Source organism: Paenibacillus polygoni, assembly GCF_030263935.1.
Lineage (GTDB): Bacteria > Bacillota > Bacilli > Paenibacillales > Paenibacillaceae > Paenibacillus > Paenibacillus polygoni.
The window spans coordinates 3,051,662-3,069,123 of the sequence record NZ_CP127162.1 but is presented as its reverse complement, the minus strand read 5'-3'; the positions used below and the strand labels follow the sequence as shown (position 1 = coordinate 3,069,123).

At 41.2% G+C, this 17,462-nt stretch carries 17 protein-coding genes; 13 read left to right on the top strand and 4 right to left on the bottom strand.

Annotated features, from left to right (window positions below):
• Window positions 1–94: 94 nt before the first annotated feature.
• A complete protein-coding gene (gene nrdG / locus QPK24_RS14680) occupies window positions 95–589 on the bottom strand; it encodes an anaerobic ribonucleoside-triphosphate reductase activating protein (protein WP_285749335.1) in 495 nt (164 codons plus the stop codon).
• A gap of 5 nt (window positions 590–594) precedes the next feature.
• Window positions 595–2,562: an anaerobic ribonucleoside triphosphate reductase gene (locus QPK24_RS14675; RefSeq protein WP_285742318.1), complete on the bottom strand. Its 1,968-nt coding sequence runs from the start codon at window positions 2,560–2,562 to the stop codon at window positions 595–597.
• A gap of 490 nt (window positions 2,563–3,052) precedes the next feature.
• Here QPK24_RS14675 and QPK24_RS14670 point away from each other — a divergent pair, with 490 nt between their 5' ends.
• Complete coding sequence (locus tag QPK24_RS14670) at window positions 3,053–4,582, top strand: MDR family MFS transporter (RefSeq protein ID WP_285742316.1); 1,530 nt, start codon at window positions 3,053–3,055, stop codon at window positions 4,580–4,582.
• A gap of 136 nt (window positions 4,583–4,718) precedes the next feature.
• On the opposite strand, the gene QPK24_RS14665 is transcribed toward QPK24_RS14670, so the two are convergent.
• A protein-coding gene (locus tag QPK24_RS14665) for an IS3 family transposase (RefSeq protein WP_285742314.1) occupies window positions 4,719–6,052 on the bottom strand; the annotation gives its coding sequence in 2 pieces (ribosomal slippage) (window positions 4,719–5,668 and window positions 5,668–6,052; 1,335 coding nt in all).
• Window positions 6,053–6,259: 207 nt separating this feature from the next.
• Here QPK24_RS14665 and QPK24_RS14660 point away from each other — a divergent pair.
• The 7 genes from QPK24_RS14660 (at window position 6,260) to QPK24_RS14630 (ending at window position 11,376) form a co-directional block, all read left to right on the top strand.
• On the top strand, window positions 6,260–7,081 hold the full coding sequence (locus QPK24_RS14660) for a hypothetical protein (protein ID WP_285742312.1): 822 nt from the start codon (window positions 6,260–6,262) through the stop codon (window positions 7,079–7,081).
• Between the two features lie 452 nt (window positions 7,082–7,533).
• Entirely contained in the window at window positions 7,534–7,689 is a 156-nt protein-coding gene (locus QPK24_RS14655) for a hypothetical protein (protein ID WP_285742310.1), read from the top strand.
• Window positions 7,690–7,731: 42 nt separating this feature from the next.
• A complete protein-coding gene (locus QPK24_RS14650; RefSeq protein ID WP_285742309.1) occupies window positions 7,732–8,592 on the top strand; it encodes a hypothetical protein in 861 nt (286 codons plus the stop codon).
• On the top strand, window positions 8,589–9,248 hold the full coding sequence (locus QPK24_RS14645; RefSeq protein WP_285742307.1) for a hypothetical protein: 660 nt from the start codon (window positions 8,589–8,591) through the stop codon (window positions 9,246–9,248). Before QPK24_RS14650 ends, QPK24_RS14645 begins: the two co-directional genes overlap by 4 nt.
• Before the next feature lie 54 nt (window positions 9,249–9,302).
• A complete protein-coding gene (locus tag QPK24_RS14640; RefSeq protein WP_285742305.1) occupies window positions 9,303–9,824 on the top strand; it encodes a hypothetical protein in 522 nt (173 codons plus the stop codon).
• 123 nt (window positions 9,825–9,947) lie between these two features.
• Window positions 9,948–10,295 (top strand): DoxX family protein, encoded by a 348-nt coding sequence (locus QPK24_RS14635; RefSeq protein WP_285742303.1) that lies wholly within the window; start codon window positions 9,948–9,950, stop codon window positions 10,293–10,295.
• A 226-nt stretch (window positions 10,296–10,521) separates the two neighbouring features.
• Window positions 10,522–11,376: a RhaT/GlcU family sugar-proton symporter gene (locus tag QPK24_RS14630; protein WP_285742301.1), complete on the top strand. Its 855-nt coding sequence runs from the start codon at window positions 10,522–10,524 to the stop codon at window positions 11,374–11,376.
• Between the two features lie 23 nt (window positions 11,377–11,399).
• Here the strand turns inward: QPK24_RS14630 and QPK24_RS14625 are convergent, their stop codons facing one another.
• Entirely contained in the window at window positions 11,400–12,275 is an 876-nt protein-coding gene (locus QPK24_RS14625) for a LysR family transcriptional regulator (protein WP_285742298.1), read from the bottom strand.
• A 200-nt stretch (window positions 12,276–12,475) separates the two neighbouring features.
• Between QPK24_RS14625 and QPK24_RS14620 the strand changes: the two genes are divergently transcribed.
• The 5 genes from QPK24_RS14620 (at window position 12,476) to QPK24_RS14600 (ending at window position 17,435) form a co-directional block, all read left to right on the top strand.
• Window positions 12,476–13,540 carry a stalk domain-containing protein gene (locus QPK24_RS14620; protein WP_285742296.1) on the top strand — a complete coding sequence of 355 codons (1,065 nt, stop codon included), beginning with the start codon at window positions 12,476–12,478 and terminating at the stop codon, window positions 13,538–13,540.
• Between the two features lie 125 nt (window positions 13,541–13,665).
• Window positions 13,666–14,175 carry a PTS sugar transporter subunit IIA gene (locus tag QPK24_RS14615; protein ID WP_285742294.1) on the top strand — a complete coding sequence of 170 codons (510 nt, stop codon included), beginning with the start codon at window positions 13,666–13,668 and terminating at the stop codon, window positions 14,173–14,175.
• A 291-nt stretch (window positions 14,176–14,466) separates the two neighbouring features.
• Window positions 14,467–15,567, top strand: a complete 1,101-nt coding sequence (locus tag QPK24_RS14610; protein ID WP_285742292.1) for an ABC transporter substrate-binding protein — start codon at window positions 14,467–14,469, stop codon at window positions 15,565–15,567.
• 33 nt (window positions 15,568–15,600) lie between these two features.
• Entirely contained in the window at window positions 15,601–16,491 is an 891-nt protein-coding gene (locus QPK24_RS14605; RefSeq protein ID WP_285742290.1) for an ABC transporter ATP-binding protein, read from the top strand.
• Between the two features lie 47 nt (window positions 16,492–16,538).
• Entirely contained in the window at window positions 16,539–17,435 is an 897-nt protein-coding gene (locus tag QPK24_RS14600) for an ABC transporter permease (RefSeq protein WP_285742288.1), read from the top strand.
• Window positions 17,436–17,462: the final 27 nt, after the last annotated feature.

Below are 17,462 nucleotides of genomic sequence, written 5' to 3'. Positions count from 1 at the left end.
CTTTACCTATCTCGTACTTTACCTATCTGGAAAAAAAGAAAAACATCCGGTACATGAACCGCAGTCCATTGTCGGCCGGATGTTTCTATTCGTGCTATAAAGTGATTACTGAATCCTCAGATAACGAGGCTTGTACATCAATGATTCGCTGATTTCGGCTTCCGCGAAAAAGAAGCGTGGTATCTTTCAATTCCATTTGAAAAGGACCATCTATGATGACATCACAAAGCTCAGCAAGCGTGCGCATGTCTGGGTCCTCCAGCAGTTTTTCGTAGACAAAACCGGTATAAGCCCAAAGGGTTTTTCCTGGACAAAGTTCCTTATACTTCCGAATAAAATCGGTGCATGCAGGAGCAGAGAAGAATGGATCTCCCCCGCATAAGGTCAGCCCATCAAGTAATGGGTTGTCCGCAATTTCCTGGATGATACGCAGTTGTTCTTCTTTCGTAAAAGGTTTACCTGCTCTAAAGTTCCAGGAGGAGGGATTAAAACAGCCGGGACATGCATGCTTACAGCCGCTTATAAAAACAACAGCCCGAAGACCCGCGCCTTCATTAATAGACTCTGGAATATAACCGCAGATATGCAAAGGGATCATAGATGTTTAACCCGATCTCTGACTTCTGCTTGTTTCGCGGAGTTGAATCGAACCGTGTAATCTCCAGTTAAATATCCAGTTACTCTGCGAAGTCGGCTGAAATGAATGTCATTTTCATGTATTCCACAGCTTGGACATTCCGTACCAATAACACCCTCATAACCACAGGAAGGACAGCGATCCAACGGGTGGTTGACTGAGAAATAACCGATATTTTGAGACAGCGCGTATTGTACAATTCGGCGGAATGCATCCTGATTATTACGAGCATTTCCATCCAGCTCCACATAAGAGATTGCTCCTGCATTGCATAGTTCATGGAATGGTGCTTCCAGCTGAATTTTCTTCGCAGCGGAGATCGAATAGTAGACAGGAACATGGAAAGAGTTCGTATAGTAATCACGATCATTAATTTCAGGTAGAATTCCGTATTTATTTCGATCCAAAACGGTGAATTTTCCGGATAACCCTTCTGCCGGAGTAGCAAACAAGGTAATGTTCAGATTGTATTCATCCCCTTTTTTATCACAGAAGTTCCGCATGGTTTCTATAATCCGAACTGCCTCTTTGTAGGAAAATTCGTCTTCCGCATGATGTTTTCCGTATAAAGCTTTCATACATTCAGCGAGTCCAATAAATCCGATCGATAATGTTCCATGCTTCAGCAGAGAAGCTACGGGTTCATCAGGGTTCAGATGTTCGCCGCCTTCCCAGACACCTTCCCGCATCATAAAGTCAGAAGCTTTTGCAGGTTGAACCGATTGAATAGCGTATCTATGCAGCAGTCCTTCTAAAGCAATCTCCATTACGCGGTGCAAATTCTTGTAGAATTCTTTCATATCGGGCTGTGTCCGTTTACGCAGCGCAATCCCATGTTCAATGCCAAGCTTCACGAGATTAACGGTATTAAAAGAGAGGTTTCCTTTTCCACTTTGACGGTTGCGGCCAAACCGGTCAGCGATTGTACGCGTACGGCAACCCATGGTAGCAATAATGGTATCGGGATCATTTTCACGATAAAACGGCAAATTAAAAGTAGCATCGACATTGACGAAATTCGGATATAATCTCCGGCTGGAACATTCGAGCGCTTTTACAAAAATATCGTAGTTGGGTTCGCCGGGAGCTTGGTTAATCCCTTGTTTACACTGGAAAATATGCTGAGGGAAAACAGGCGTTTCTCCATGACCGAGTCCTGCGATGGTAGCATCAAGAAGCGCATGGGATACCAGTCTTCCTTCAGCAGACGTGCATAATCCATAGTTTAGGGACGTAAACGGAATTTGTCCGCCTGCCCGGCTGCTCATTGTATTTAAGTTATGAATAAGGGATTCAGCAGCTTGATGTGTCTCTTGAATGGTTTCATTCATGGCAAAAGCGTAGGCTTTAGAACAGGTCGTTTGTGCGAGTTCGCTATTCATATGGATATATTCTTGATCAAGTTCCGCTGATTCTTCAAATAATTGTTTTCCTTTTCGGAAGTGTTTTCTGAAAGAGCGTGCAACATAAGGAGCCAGGTCCCAATCGATTTTGTTGGCAGAAACACCGCCAAATTGACTGTTTTGCTGAGACTGAAAAATAATAGCGACAAGTGACATCGCTGACATGATTGACTGAGGGGTTCGTACAGAACCATTTCCTGTATTAAAACCGCGTTCTAGAAGCCGATCAAAAGGAATAAAGATGCAGTTTGTTGTACCGAGCGCATATTGGTCAAGGTCGTGAACATAAAGTTCGCCTTCCGTTATTGCTTGAGCAACCTGTTTGGGAAGGACGTGCTTCATCACATGTTTCTTCGCAGTTTCAGAACCAATTTTACTCATCTTTCCACTAAAAGAGTCTCCGTTCAGATTTGCATTTTCTCTAAGCAGATCCGTGTCCTTACTTCCTAAGATTTGGTCCATTATATCTGTGAGTTCATCTGCTTGTTTAGGATTAGGTATAAATGCTTCTAATTTTGCCATAATGAATGATCTCCTTCTAAATCCGTTTTCTGTTATGTGTAGTTTGTTTTGGATGAATTCTATGTTTTTGTTATGCAATACATACTATATATTGATCTATTTGAGTATCATACCTACAAGATGTACTCGGAGTGTATGACAAAAATCACAGTTTGGCCTGCATAGAACCCTATACTGAAACTCAAAAAAGACCCTTAACCCTTGTCATTATGGGAGGAAACGCTGTGCAATCTGAGCTGAAAAAAAACTAAAAAAATGAAGGGAGAATGTTTTATTAATAAAATAATTAAAAAACAGTTATAGATAAGAAATACAGATGCAGAAGAAACTGGGATGTGTTATGTTGTAGCAGTGCGATAAGTAACGATAAGTAACGATAAGTAACGATAAGTAACGATACTTACTCCTTACATTGTCTGAATACCTCACCTTCAATGAAGGAAGGTAAACGGATTTATATATATAGATAGAATGGGATGGAGGAGAAAAATTGAATACAAACTCACTGAATGATGCGGCAGATAACAACGTTAATAAGAGTTCTGACTCACCGAAAACGGGTTTACTTCTTGCTGTTTTATTGTCGGGTGCCTTTGTCGCTATTCTTAACGAGACACTGCTGAATGTAGCTCTATTTCAAATCATGGGTGACCTGAGTATTGAGCCTCACCTGGCACAGTGGCTTTCGACTAGCTACATGCTTGTCATCGGTATACTGATCCCCGTATCTGCGTATTTAGTTCAGCGGTTTACAACGAGACAACTTTATCTATCCGCAATGGCCTTATTTCTCATCGGAACAGTCCTTGCTGCAATCAGTTCAAGCTTCGGTATTCTTCTCTTCGGAAGAGTGATTCAAGCTGTAGGTACCGCTGTGCTGATTCCACTGATGATGAATATTATCTTGGCTGTCATTCCTATGGAGCGCAGAGGAGCGGCAATGGGACTGATTGGACTTGTGCTTATGTTTGCTCCCGCCATTGGACCGACATTATCCGGTTTTATACTGCAGCATTTATCGTGGCGCTGGTTATTTATTCTGGTAGCTCCGATCGTTGCCCTGACACTGATCTTCGGATTTATGAAGCTGCGAAACGTGACCAGTACAAGCAGACCGAAACTGGATGTGTTCTCTGTTATTCTTTCTACGATTGGTTTTGGAGGCATTGTATTCGGATTTGGTAGTATGGGGGAAGGCGGCAGCACATCAATTCAGAGCTATGTGATTTTTATTATCGCAATCGGCGCTATATCGCTTGCTCTCTTTGTGTGGAGACAGTTGAAGTTGACCGCGCCTGTTATGGATATGAAGGTATTTATCTATCCGATGTTTTCTGTTGCGGTTGTATTATCCATCATCGTTATGATGACCATGTTTGCTATGATGCTCGTTTTACCTCTTTATTTGCAGAAAGTAATGCTTTATAGTACTTTGATGACTGGACTTGTCATGTTGCCTGGCGGACTCCTGAATGGACTCATGTCGCCAGTTATGGGGAAATTATTCGATAAATATGGGCCGCGGATGCTTCTTCTGCCTGGGATGCTCCTTATGATTGCTACCATCACTTGTTTCTTATTGCTGCCTCTGCAGTCTGCATGGCTCGTGGCCATTCTTCAAACGTTCTTAATGATATCTATTGCTATGATTATGATGCCTGCACAAACGAATGGACTAAATGCCCTTCCTGCAGAGTTATATCCGCATGGGACAGCGGTGCTGACTACGCTGCAACAAACGTCAGGTGCTCTCGGAGCAGCAATCTTCATCTCGATCATGCAGAATGGGGAGAAGAAAGCGCTAAGCGGCATAGCGAATCCGGGAACAGCTGAACTGAATGCAGCAATGACTACGGGGGTAATGGACGCATTTAAGATTGGACTAATTCTCGCTTGTCTCGGTCTCTTTCTTGCTTTATTCGTGAAAAGAGTAGCAGGTCAGACGGTGACGAGTGCAGCCTCTTCGGTACACAGCGAGACGGAACTTGTTACAGGAACCGCAACGGTAAAGGGAAAATAAATGATTATGCAATGGTACTTACTGAATCATATATGGCAGAGTGAAATGGAATATGAAATAGGGTAGAGTGAGATAAAATATAAAAAGGCGGACCAAATTTAAACTGTACCCTTTGTAAAGGACACTTTAAAAAAAGCTAAGCCACTTGAAGGAGATGCTGTCTGTATTTTGCAGGCGGCATCTTCTTTAGGTTCCACTGTCCACGATAATGATTGTAATAGAGCATATAACTTCTCACTTCACGTTTCACATCGTGTAAGGTCTCACAGGTCTTTAAATCGATCTCATCTTTTAAATGTCCAAAGAAAGATTCTTGTGGTGCATTATCCCAACAGTTTCCCCGGCGTGACATAGATTGTCCTAATTTCATTTTCTTTACCAACTTTTGAAACTGGGGATTTGTGTAGTGGAATCCTTGATCTGAATGAATAAATGCATCTTTCGCAAAGTGCGAATGATTGCGTTTTAATTGGCGTAGCGTATTTAAAGCAATATCTAGAGTGATCTTATCAGATATTTCATAGGCTAAAATCTCATTCGTTTCGGCATCTTTTATCGTCGACAAATACGCACGTTTACCGTGAGCGTAGGATAAGTAAGTGATGTCCGTTAATAATACCTTGCCTGCTACACCTTGTTTAAACTGGCGCTGCAAGAGGTTTGGACATGTACGGTGTTCGTGCGTCGCTTTCGCCATCCGACGATAAGGATTCGCTTTTCGGATCGGACAAAATATATTGAACTTCTTCATGATGCGACGAATTCGTTTTAAGTTGTAAATGATATGATATTGATTTTTTAATGTCATTTTAATTTGACGAGCACCTTTCTTTCTTCGACGGAAATGATAGGCTTTTAAAATGATATCTCTTACTTTTTCATCTGCTATATTGCGTACTGTACGCTTTCGTACTGATTTTTCGTGGAAATAATTATAGTAGCCAGAACGAGACACACCGATCGTTTCACACAAATAGTGTACCAAGCGATTTAGCTGATATTTTTCAATGGTCTGACGAATTAATTCAAACTTCTGTTTTGTTACGAGTTTAATTTCTTCTTCAACATCTGCCTTTCGAGTAGATCGAGCTTTTTTAAAAGTTCATTCTCAGCCTGTAATAATCGATTTTTTGCTTCTAGTCGTAAAACCTTTTCTTCTAAACTTAATTCTCGCTCTAAGGGGCGACCAGAGTTTGTTTTTCTTGTATCCTGTAGACCTTCATCTCCATGTTCACGATAAGCTCCACGCCAACGCTTTCCAGCAGAATGGATGCGTTTTATGCCGATTAGCTCAGCGTCTAAGCCAGCTTCTTCAAAAATAGTTCTGGGTAACTTTCCTTTCTTATTTTCATTAATAAATAGTCGTTTAAACTCATCTGTATATGTAATCGCTTTGTTGCTAACAGATCGGACATGAGGATTACGCTTTAGTTGGGCTTGTTCTTTTTCCGTAAATAATCGTTTGGTCATCTTTATTCGCTCCGATGTTTTTTTCTTATTATAAACAAAAGTACCCCACAGGATAGACTTTTTTCAAAGTGTCTACTCTGTAGGGTACAGTTTAATTGACCTCAATTTGGTCCGCCTTTTTTTGTGGTTATTAGGAATTACAATCACTTATCTCCCCTCATTTGCTAATTAGTGGTAAAATAGTGTCTTGAAATGAGGTGGGTACAGGTGAATACGCCGAAACGGCTAACTGCAAGAACAGTATTCATTGGATTTTTATTGCTGTTAATCATGAGCTGGGCAGGGAATGTATGGTATTACTTTGGGGTGAGACTCGATAAGCCTTTGTTCCTTGTGCATTTGGGGAGTTACGATGTAAACCAAGAAGAAATTCCAATTTATTATCTGGAGAACAAAACGGGTGATAACAGGGTCATATATATCAAGTTTGATGAGCTGCCTTATTCCAATTACCGAATCGAAGAGGTGAAGGAATATACACACCATGTTCTAAAGGTCCTTTACTATAAGCCGCTAAGAGAAGAAAATGAGCAAAATGAACAGCAGGATCTTGTCATTCATGAAATGGAAGTGGTGTACCAAGGGATTGAGTCTGAACGAATCCCGATCGGTGAAATTCGTATTGAGACATTTGATCAGTCAGATGAAGATTCCATGGTCCTTACTACGTCAAGCGGCGGTTCTCCTGATGGCAGCGGACTTACAGCTCTTCGGATGAAAGAACCTGCCATCCTTGAACACGTGTCTCTAAATCAGTCTGATATCGAACCAGTTCTGCAGCTTATGGTGAATGATACGGAATATACCGATCTGCAGGAATGGAAACTAAACGCAAATGACCCCATTCGAATCAGCTACAAGTGGAATCTTCCGAAGAAGGGTGAAGGATCAATGAGGGTATATAACCCCGTGGTTCAGCTTCATTTTAAACGGGAAGATGGTTCAACCAAGGTAGAATCAATAGCGCTTAATGAGAGTTCTGTTTATTTCTCAGAAGAGCAAGTAAGGTCCTATATACATGAGAGGTGAATGGATTGGAGTATTTATTGCGTACAAAGGTCAGTACACCCCTTAGGAGAATGGGGATCGGATTTATTTTTATAATCATAAAAGTTAACTTTCATATTAATTCTTATTCATTTGATATATTTGCTGATTTTATAGGGTTTTTCTTGATTTATAGAGCTGCTGTAGTATTAAGCGAAAGAACATCTGCTTTTCATGTTGTATCATGGCTTGCTCTTTTGCTATCCATCCTATCCTTGCCTAAGGATTTCATGCCGTCAGTAAGTACTGCTGAAACCTTTCAAACCGTCTCGGTTGCAAACCATATTTATACGCAAGGATTAGAATTATTCATGATTATACTCCTATATTTCATATACAAAGGTCTTTGTGATCTTCCTTTATGGTACTATATAAGATCGGGTTTACTAAAACAGTCGATGCAAAAAAGATGCTTATGGCTGATAGGTTGTCTGATGCTTAAAATGCTCATCTATCCATTTTTTCTTAATCTAGTGGAGGATAAGCTCGTTTTTGTCATTGTTCCTGTGCTGCTTTCGGTTATCCTTTATATCCTTTTCGTACGAGTACTGTACCGAATGGCAAAAGCAGCCGAGCAGATCAGAGGATGACGTAACAAAATATTATGCGACGAGAAGGAAGGAAGAACACGATTGAAGTACAAAGAACTGATCCATTCATCACAGAAGCGTAAGACTACATTTATAGGATTAGGGCTATTATTTATTTTGCTAATCTTATGGGCGGGAAACATTGGGTATTACAACAGTATGCAGCTTAAGAAACCCATTTTTCCTACCCACTATTTGACGACAACGATTTTTAAAGGAACCAACTGGATGGAAATAGATTACTTTGAAAACAAGGGACCGGGAAAGAAAGTGGAGTCTATCTCGATCGAAGAATTCAAGAAGGAATCTTATGCCAAAAGGGAAAAAACATCTTATAAGTATCAGTCAGCATACCAAATGCATTTTGAATTCACCGAAAAAGATCTGGAGTATTTGCCTGATCAGAATAAAGAACTCATCGTAAACACCATAACTGTAAATTATGATGATGGCACCTCGGAACAGGTTCCGATCGGTGAACTTATCTTCCGTGCCGATCCAGAGAAATCTCAGGATTTAGCCTTGATTCACGGGGGATCTTCTTCTGATGGTTCGGGATATGAAGTGTTTGAGATGAACTCAGATGCAGTACTTGAGAAAATTGAATTAAGTCATACCGATAAACTAAAAGATTTATTCCAGCTTCGTGTGTATGGCAAACCATATGATCAAGTTACATACCCTAAACAAATTAAAAAAGGGGATAGCATCTATTTTCAGTATGCGTCTATAGAACCGAGACTTGCGAAAGATGGGTTTATCTCTTATTCCGTAGGAATTTTAGTTCATTTTAGATTACCAGACGGTTCCAAAATCGTTTACGATCTTCTGACAAGCAATCATTTTTATTATTCATCGGATGAAATGAAGACGATTGTGCGAGATGGGGGTGCAGGGAAATGACCAACATGACCAACATGACCAACCTCTCAACTCAGCACGTCAGTGAAAAAGCACTTCGCCTAATGGCATGGGGATTTGCCTTGCTCATATTGGATTTTAAAATCATGAATTTTGATATTTTCAATGACTTGTTAGGATATGTACTCATATTGTACTCGCTGTCTTCTTTAGAAGCAGAGTCGGCTCTTTTTCAAAAAGTAAAATGGATTACGTTTATTCTTTTTATCGAATCGTTTATAAGAGGTTGGATTCCGAATATAAATAGGGGGTTGTGGTCGCAGGACATATCTCTGATCTCCATTATATACGGGCAGGTTTCCTCCTTAGTCAATTTACTGATGATCGTGCTGTTGTTTACTTCGCTTGGGCAATTATCGATATGGCAACAAATGAGTAACCCGCCACTGGAAAAGGCATTCCTAACTAGACGCAAAGCGTTTACTTTCTTACTTGTCCTTCAGCAATTTATCTATCCTTTTATTATGAATTTGGAACAAGAATGGGAAGTTGTTATGACGATCTATGCTGTCTTATACGTATTTTTTATGTTCTTATTGATTCGGCTGTTGTTTCGCTTGGCTAAGGCATATCAAGGGGTGCATCAAGAACAAGAAAAGAATGCGAGTAATATGGAGAGCAGTGATCCATACTTATAGAATGGGTACTTATTAGAACGGATAGTGAATAGGGATAGAAGGGAGGAATCATTGATGGCAAGAGAAGTACACGCAGTACCTTTTGGTTATGAACCGCCGAAGGAAATGTATAAAGGATCACTGATCTATTATGATGATTTTGAGAAAATAACAGATATACAGTTATCTATTGCATTCCAAACTGTAAAGGAACGTAAATTCACAAAGTTCATTCTCTATCCATTGCATGAAGCGACAGTAAAACGGATGACGAATCACCCAGTTCTTCCGTTATACAAAAGAGAAGACCGTTTGCATGAATGGAAAAGAGAACAGAATGATAGCATGATTACCGTGGAGAACTGGGAAGGCAAAAGAAAAAAATATACGCCTATGGAAGCGGCACTACGACATGTAACCGAGAAGTACAAAGGTCCTTTTTTTCTAATGCTGTCAAGCGAATATGCGAATTGTTTTGCTTCGTATCCTTTTTTTGATGAGTGGATCACTAAGATTAGATTGATTCTCGTTGATCATCCTAAATTTACGCATCCAAAATTAGAAAAGAATCAGCATCGATGGGAAGTTTTATCATAATAGGGTAAGGAATTTAGAAATTCCATGAGTTCCTTTTATTAATATGAGATCTTCCATCGCATAACTTGATTAACGCCCATGGATACTACTCCTACACCATTATAAACACAAAGGAGATCTACAATGACAACAGTGCTACAGGTGGGAACAGGCATCGCGTTTTTGTTGCTGGGGATGAGTAAATGGATATCCAAAGAGGCAGCTGGCAAATATACCAGTTTTGGCTTGCCGAAGTGGTTTCGTTATGTGATGGGAATCTTAGAAATGGCAGGGGCTATTTTACTCTTTGTTGGCAGTTCAAATCTCTTGCTTGGAGCAGTTGCCGCTTTTTATCTTGCAATTTTGACGGCATCGATGATAATCATGCAAATAAAACGCGGCAAAGGATCCATGTCGGGAGTGCTACCTTCTGTTACCTTAATGATGATCTGTTTTGTTATTGTGAGCATGAACCTTGTAAGTATATTGTAACAAAAGGAAGACTGCATTTTCTTATTATAAGAAGATGCAGTCTTTTTTTTGCCTGAGGAAAGTTGCTGGTGATAAATGGAATTAAAAAACTTCTCTGTTTTTTAATTCAAAATGAATAAATTTGTTTACATAATATTGAGTATGTCTATATATCCATAATTACATATATTTTTATGGAACATAATGACATGTCTTCGATATTTATAGAGAGAGAAGGATTAGAAGCATGGATATTTTTTACGCGCTCTTACCCGCTATTTTCTGGGGGAGTCTTGTTCTGGTTAATGTCAAAATTGGAGGAGGACCCTACACCCAAACGCTTGGAACTACGTTAGGGGCTTTGCTATTTTCAATAGGATTATACATATATGATCCGGTTCACTTGGATATGAAGACAATAATCATTGGTCTCATTTCCGGGTTCTTCTGGGTTCTGGGACAAGGTGGACAGCTGAAAACGATTGATGTGATGGGTGTCTCCAAAACATTGCCTATTTCTACCGGTATGCAGCTCGTGGCGACAACGTTATTTGGGGCCTTTATCTTTAATGAATGGAATTCAGGGAAATCAGTTACGTTAGGAATCATTGCACTTGTACTTATTGTTACCGGGGTCATTTTTACATCCATTAAAGGAAAGAACGAAAAAGACGACGGGAAAGGAAACTTAAAAAAAGGGATTCTTATCTTACTTGTATCTACCTTTGGTTACCTTGTCTATGTGGTTATCGTTCGTTTATTTGGAATAGATGGTTGGGACGTACTGCTTCCGCAGGGGATCGGGATGGTAATTGGCGGCATAGTCCTCACGGCAAAACACAAACCATTTAACACTTATGCACTTAAAAATATTTTACCGGGCCTAATTTGGGCAGCAGGGAATATGTTCTTGTTTATCTCGCAAGATAAGGTCGGGGTGGCAACAAGTTTTACCCTTTCTCAAATGAGTGTAGTCGTAGCAACACTAGGCGGGATCTTTATATTAAAAGAGCATAAGACCAAACGACAACTCGTATTTATCTCTATCGGAATTATACTTATTATCATTTCTGCGGTTCTACTTGGAATTTCAAAATCCTAGAACAAAACCCTCAGTAAAAGGTCTTAGACCGAAACTGAGGGTTTTTCTTTATAATACTGTATCGCTAGTTCTTTAAACCTCTCCGCAGCACAAGATAAATAATGCCCCTTCATCCAGCATAGCGATACCGTTCTTGAACTGCCGGCATTCACAATACGGCGCAGCACGATACCTGAATAAGCAGACGAGGTCCAGGATCTTGCAGGAACGATCGCAAGTAATTGTCCTGCGGCAACCATACGTTTAACAAGAAGGGGATCCTCACTCTCTAATGCGATAGAAGGCTGTATGCCGGCCATTGCGAAACAACGGTCTGTAATAACACGCAAGCTGCTTGAACCCGGGGCCATAATAAAGGACTCATACCTAACCGCTTGCAGATGAATCGTCTCTAAGCTGGCTAGCGGGTGAGAATCCGGAAGGGCTAGAAGAAGTTCCTCATTGTATAAACAAACTCTTTCCATCGTCTCTGGTATGACTGGCATACTAGTCAAGCACAGGTCATGATGATAGCTTCCCTCTACATAAGGTACAATGGCTACATTAAACTCCGGAAAACTCTCTTTGAACTTCAAAATAAGTTCGGGAACATCTTGAGTATGTACGTCGATTGCCAGCTGAACAGAACCTTTTTTGCCATCTGTTGTATCTTGCAGCTGCTTTTTACCTTCCTCTAGCAGCTGTAAAGCTTCTGTCGCATACTTTAAGAAAATTCTTCCGTTCTCATTTAGACGTATATATTTACCCAGTCGATCAAACAGAGGGGTATTCAGTTCTTTTTCCAGTTGACGAATTGCTTTGGTTAATGCGGGCTGTGCCATATGTAATTCTTCAGCAGCACGGGTCACATGTTCCAGTTCGGCAACTTTAATAAAATAGGATAGTTGAGCAAGTTCCATAAGGTTAACCTCCAATCTGACAGTAAGAACACACTCCACCCAAGCTCCTATTATATTTAAATTTTTCCCATGTGTAGTATGAAGTTGGTTACAAAATGATGAACATATCTCAAAAAAACGCGTGAACTCCAACTATTTATCTTCCTACGTGTTTAATGTATAGAAAGAATACAATGGGATTAGAAAGAAGGGTTCTTTTTATGAAAAAATATTGGAATCATATTGTATCTGGTTTACTACTCTTCTCGGTTGTTGCTGGCTCTTATGCTGCCGCATCAATAGCAGATGCAAGAGAAATGCAAAAAGAGGTTTCTATAGATGATAAAAGTTCTTCATATGGATCTAAAGCTGCAATTCAGAATGACGTGTATATTCTTCCTCTAAGAATGATCCATGAATTAGCGACAGTGGAGCTGACTTGGGATAACGTCCATAAAAGAGCAGAGGTCAAATCACAAGGCAAAAAGTATATAATCACCGCTGGAGAAAAGATTGTTCAGACCAGCGCTAACCCGATTCGACTTAAAACACCGGCTGAACTGCGAAATGGTAATATCTTTGTTCCAGCCACCTTATTGGCAGAGATGTCAGGAGCAAAAGTAACCTTATCCGAGGACGATGTTGCAGCAAAGTTCACTACAGCCAATTACTATACAATGCATCCTGAGGGAGAGCCAGATATTACGCTGCTCCCCATGAAAATAGGGAAATATGATTATATTGAAGGGATGAAGCTGAAAGTCTCAGGAAAAACCTACTCCTTTCCCGATTGGAAAGGAATGTGGGGATGGAACTATAAACCTGAATTGATTACAGAAGACATTTCTGGAGATGGACATAAAGAAATTATTGTCGTGAACACACTGGGGTATGGAACGGGAGTATTCAATCAAGAAGTGAGAGTATGGAATCCAGTAACCCGGAAAGAGGAAAAGGTCGATTCGCTTAAAAAGATAGTAGATGAGAATATAGAGTCCACGATTCAGGCAGGTAAGAATCAGATACAGATCAGCCTGCAGATCAAAGGGCACAAAGATCCCATCACACAAGTGATTAAAGAATCTAACGCGAGCGAGTTACACCTTAATGACGGACTTGGATTTGGCGCATGGGAGAGATACATGGTAAGTGACGGGAAGCTAAGGATGCGTGCAAGTGCAAACTATACCAATACATCTGCCGCGGGGGAACTCATTGTAACGTATCAATATAAAGATCATAAATATCAAGCTGATGAAATAAAATATGAAGTGCTGGATGAATAAGATCATGCCTATCCAGAACGATGAAAGCTATTACAATTCCTCATATATGCATGGAAAAGCAGAGTAGTATATAATAATACTGCACAATATAAATAGACTTGGATAGATATACTGGAGGAGATTGTATGTTTAAATGGCTAAAAGGCAAGACACAAGCAAAACTTGAATTACTTGAAGTGAAGGCACCTTTGACAGGAAAGGTGGTTCCTTTAGATCAGGTTCCCGATCCGGCGTTTGCACAAAAAGCAATGGGAGAAGGAATTGCAATTGAACCAACCGAAGGAAAAGTGGTAGCTCCTTTTGATGGTAAAGTTGCTCATCTAATTGAAAAGAGTAAACATGCTGTTATTTTAGAGCATGCTTCAGGAGCACAAGTTCTGATTCACATTGGTGTTAACACTGTATCTCTCAAAGGAGAGGGATTTAAAGCTCATGTAAGTACAGGAGATGAAGTGAAAGCAGGTCAACTTCTGATTGAGTTCGATATGGATGCTATTCAGGCTGCAGGATATCCGGTAATTACCCCGGTTCTAATTCCTGACGGTGTAGATGCAATTAAGAGTGTAGAGCCTCTAGAGAATGCAGGTTCTGTAACCGCTACGTCTGAAGCCGTTCTGCGTGTACATCTTAATTAAAATTAAATTTTGAATTGTGGATAGTATTTACGGGATGATTGCCGCTGCTGGCAGTCATCCTTTTTTATTTGCTTTTTACATGGAACAAGTTGTTGACGAAATAAGAAGACTCTGTTATGATTCAATTCATAAATCATAGTAAATATATAGGGATTGTAAGGTTGACCGGTTTTACCGGAGACGCATTGCAGCAGAAGGGGATATTTTCTGCCGCTTGCGTCTTTTTTTGTATCCGGGAGACGAACTTGAGGATCAAAGTGCAAAGGATAGTATAACAAGGGAGGCTAGAAGATGGGTCAGTTAGAAGGCAGAAGGTATTCAACCGTACCAAGGGTAGAAAAGAGAAAGCGGATGAGAGGCAGATCGCTTCACATCCTCATCGCGGTGATATCGGCAGCACTGCTGACAGCCGGTTGCAGCAATGATAGTAAAGTTGTTTCAGCATCCTCTGAACAAGAGGGCGAGATTGAAACACTGGAGCTGCGTTATCAAGGCTCAACGGGAGCTGTGACCTATCCCGAGCTTGCAGAAGATCTCGGATACTTGGCTCCGATTAAACTCAAATGGATTGGCAATACGACCAGCGGACCGCAGGATATTCAGACAGCAGCGACAGGACAGTCCGATTTTGGCGGAGCTTTTAATGGAGCGATAATTAAACTTATTTCTGCAGGAGCACCGATTAAGTCCGTCATTAGTTATTACGGCATGGATGAGTTAACCTTCAACGGATATTACGTTCTGGAGGGAAGTCCAATCAAAAGCGCTAAAGACTTGATCGGCAAGAAGGTGGGGATGAATACACTCGGAGCACATGCGGAATTTGTACTGAAAGAATATTTGCTTAGGGGAGGATTGACAGAGGAAGAAATTAAACAGGTAACGCTTGTTGCTCTGCCTCCAGTAAATACAGAACAATCCCTGCGTGCTAATCAGATTGAGGTGGCAGTCTTAGGCGGAATTCTAAGGGACCGGGCGCTAGATCGGGGCGGGATACGTCCACTGTTCAGCGATTATGAGTTATTCGGAACTCAAAGCGCGGGCACGATTGTTTTTACAAAGCAATTTATTAAAGAAAATCCAAACACCGTAAGAAAATTTGTAGAAGCAACGGCGAAAGCCATTGAATGGGCTCGAACTCAGCCGAGAGAGACGGTCATCAGTCGGTATACAGATATCGTTAACAAACGCGGCCGACAGGAGGATGGGGCCAATCTGCAGTACTGGAAATCATCAGGGATTGCAGGTAAAGGAGGCACAATCCGTGAAGAGGAGTTTGAAATATGGAGGAAATGGCTAGAGAGCAGTGGTGATGACCAAGCTGGAAACGTAAAATTTAAAGATTTATTCACTAACGAGTTCAATCCTTTTAAGGACGAGGATAAAAAATAAAACAGCAACCATAAAGAAAGGAGTATCGCAGAGATGAATGAAAACAATCATAACAATTCATCTAACAACGGTAAAATGAGTCTATATTCCAAAATCAGCTTTAAGGATGTAACCAAACGTTTTTCCGTTCGAGAAGGTAAGGGAGTCTCGGAATTCACTGCGGTAGACCGCATTAACTTGGAGGTACGCCCAGGTGAATTCATGGCAATCGTAGGTCCAAGCGGCTGCGGAAAGTCTACCTTGCTTGATTTGCTTGCTGGATTGTCTAAGCCTACTTCGGGTCAGATTTTACTGGATGGAAAGCCGATAACGGGTCCTGGACTGAACCGAGGTATAGTGTTTCAGCAGTATGCCTTATTTCCATGGCGCACCGCGGAAGCCAATATTGAGTTTGGACTTGAAGCGAAAGGAGTTCGCGCGAAGGAAAGAAAGGAACGAGCGCGTCATTATCTATCCCTCGTTGGTTTATCTGGATTTGAAAATCGGTACCCGCATGAACTTTCTGGCGGGATGAAGCAGCGAGTAGCCATTGCCCGTAGTCTTGCCTTTGATCCCGAAGTGCTGCTAATGGATGAACCTTTTGCAGCTCTGGATGCTCAGACCAGAGAATCGTTACAAGACGAATTGCTGCGGATTTGGGAACAGACAGGCAAAACCATTATTTTTATTACGCACGGCATTGAAGAAGCCGTGTATTTGGGGCAACGGGTGGCGGTGATGACAGCTAGACCCGGAACGATCAAGCGTGTTATTGATATTCCGCTCGCTTCCCGGACCATGGAAGAGGATATACGTTCAGGGACCGAATTTGGCAAGCTCCGGCATGAAATTTGGAGTGAGCTTAGAGAAGAAGTGCAGCGATCACAAGCTTTTGACCGCAGTAAGGGAACTCTACTAGAGAACAATAAGGCGAAAATGAAATAGCCAGTTAATTAACTGCAAAATGAAAATAAGAAAGGTGTTGCTGTGTTATGAGCATGAACAAATCAATCGTTGTGCGTGCAGCGCATCCTGCTGCACCTGTGGAAGCGGGTACTGGTAACAACGAGGTTACATTGAGGTATGAGGTAAAGAGCAGAGGCAACAAGATCCAGAATACTTCGTCTCAAGTAAAAACTGCTGTGTTTAGCGGCATTAGAGGTTCTGTTGCCATCGTTGTGCTTGCGTTCGTATGGGAGCTCGCTGCAAGGCTTGCTCTAGTAGATGCGACCTTCTTACCGCCATTATCGAAAGTCCTTGCGGCATGGTGGGAACTTGTTCTCTCGGGTGCACTGCTTGAGAACTTTCAGGTAAGCATCGTACGCAGTATTAGCGGGCTGCTTTTAGCTATCCTTTTTTCTATTCCTATTGGTCTCCTAATCGGTTATTACAAGCCGGTTGCCGTCATTCTTAGTCCCGTGTTAGAGCTGTTCCGGAATACAGCGGCGCTTGCTTTGTTGCCTGTCTTTATTCTGATTCTTGGAATTGGAGAAACATCGAAGATTTCAATTGTGTTATTCGCCTGCACCTGGCCTATTCTTCTAAATACCGTCAATGGAGTGCGAAATGTCGATCCGTTACTTGTTAAATCAGCTCGTTCACTTGGACTCCTCCCCTCCAAGTTATTCATTAAAGTTATTTTGCCCGCTTCACTGCCTTCCATCTTTACCGGTATTCGGCTTGCAGGGGCTTCCTCGATTCTTGTACTCATTGCAGCTGAAATGGTGGGAGCTAAAGCAGGGCTTGGTTATTTGATTAATTACACTCAGTATAATTTTCAAATTCCTGAGATGTATGCCGGTATTCTGACGATCTCCGCACTTGGCCTTTCCATTAATCAGGGACTGGTGCTGCTTGAAAGACGTTTCTCTGGTTGGAAGACGAAATAATTCATAAATATATTTTATATTTAGAGG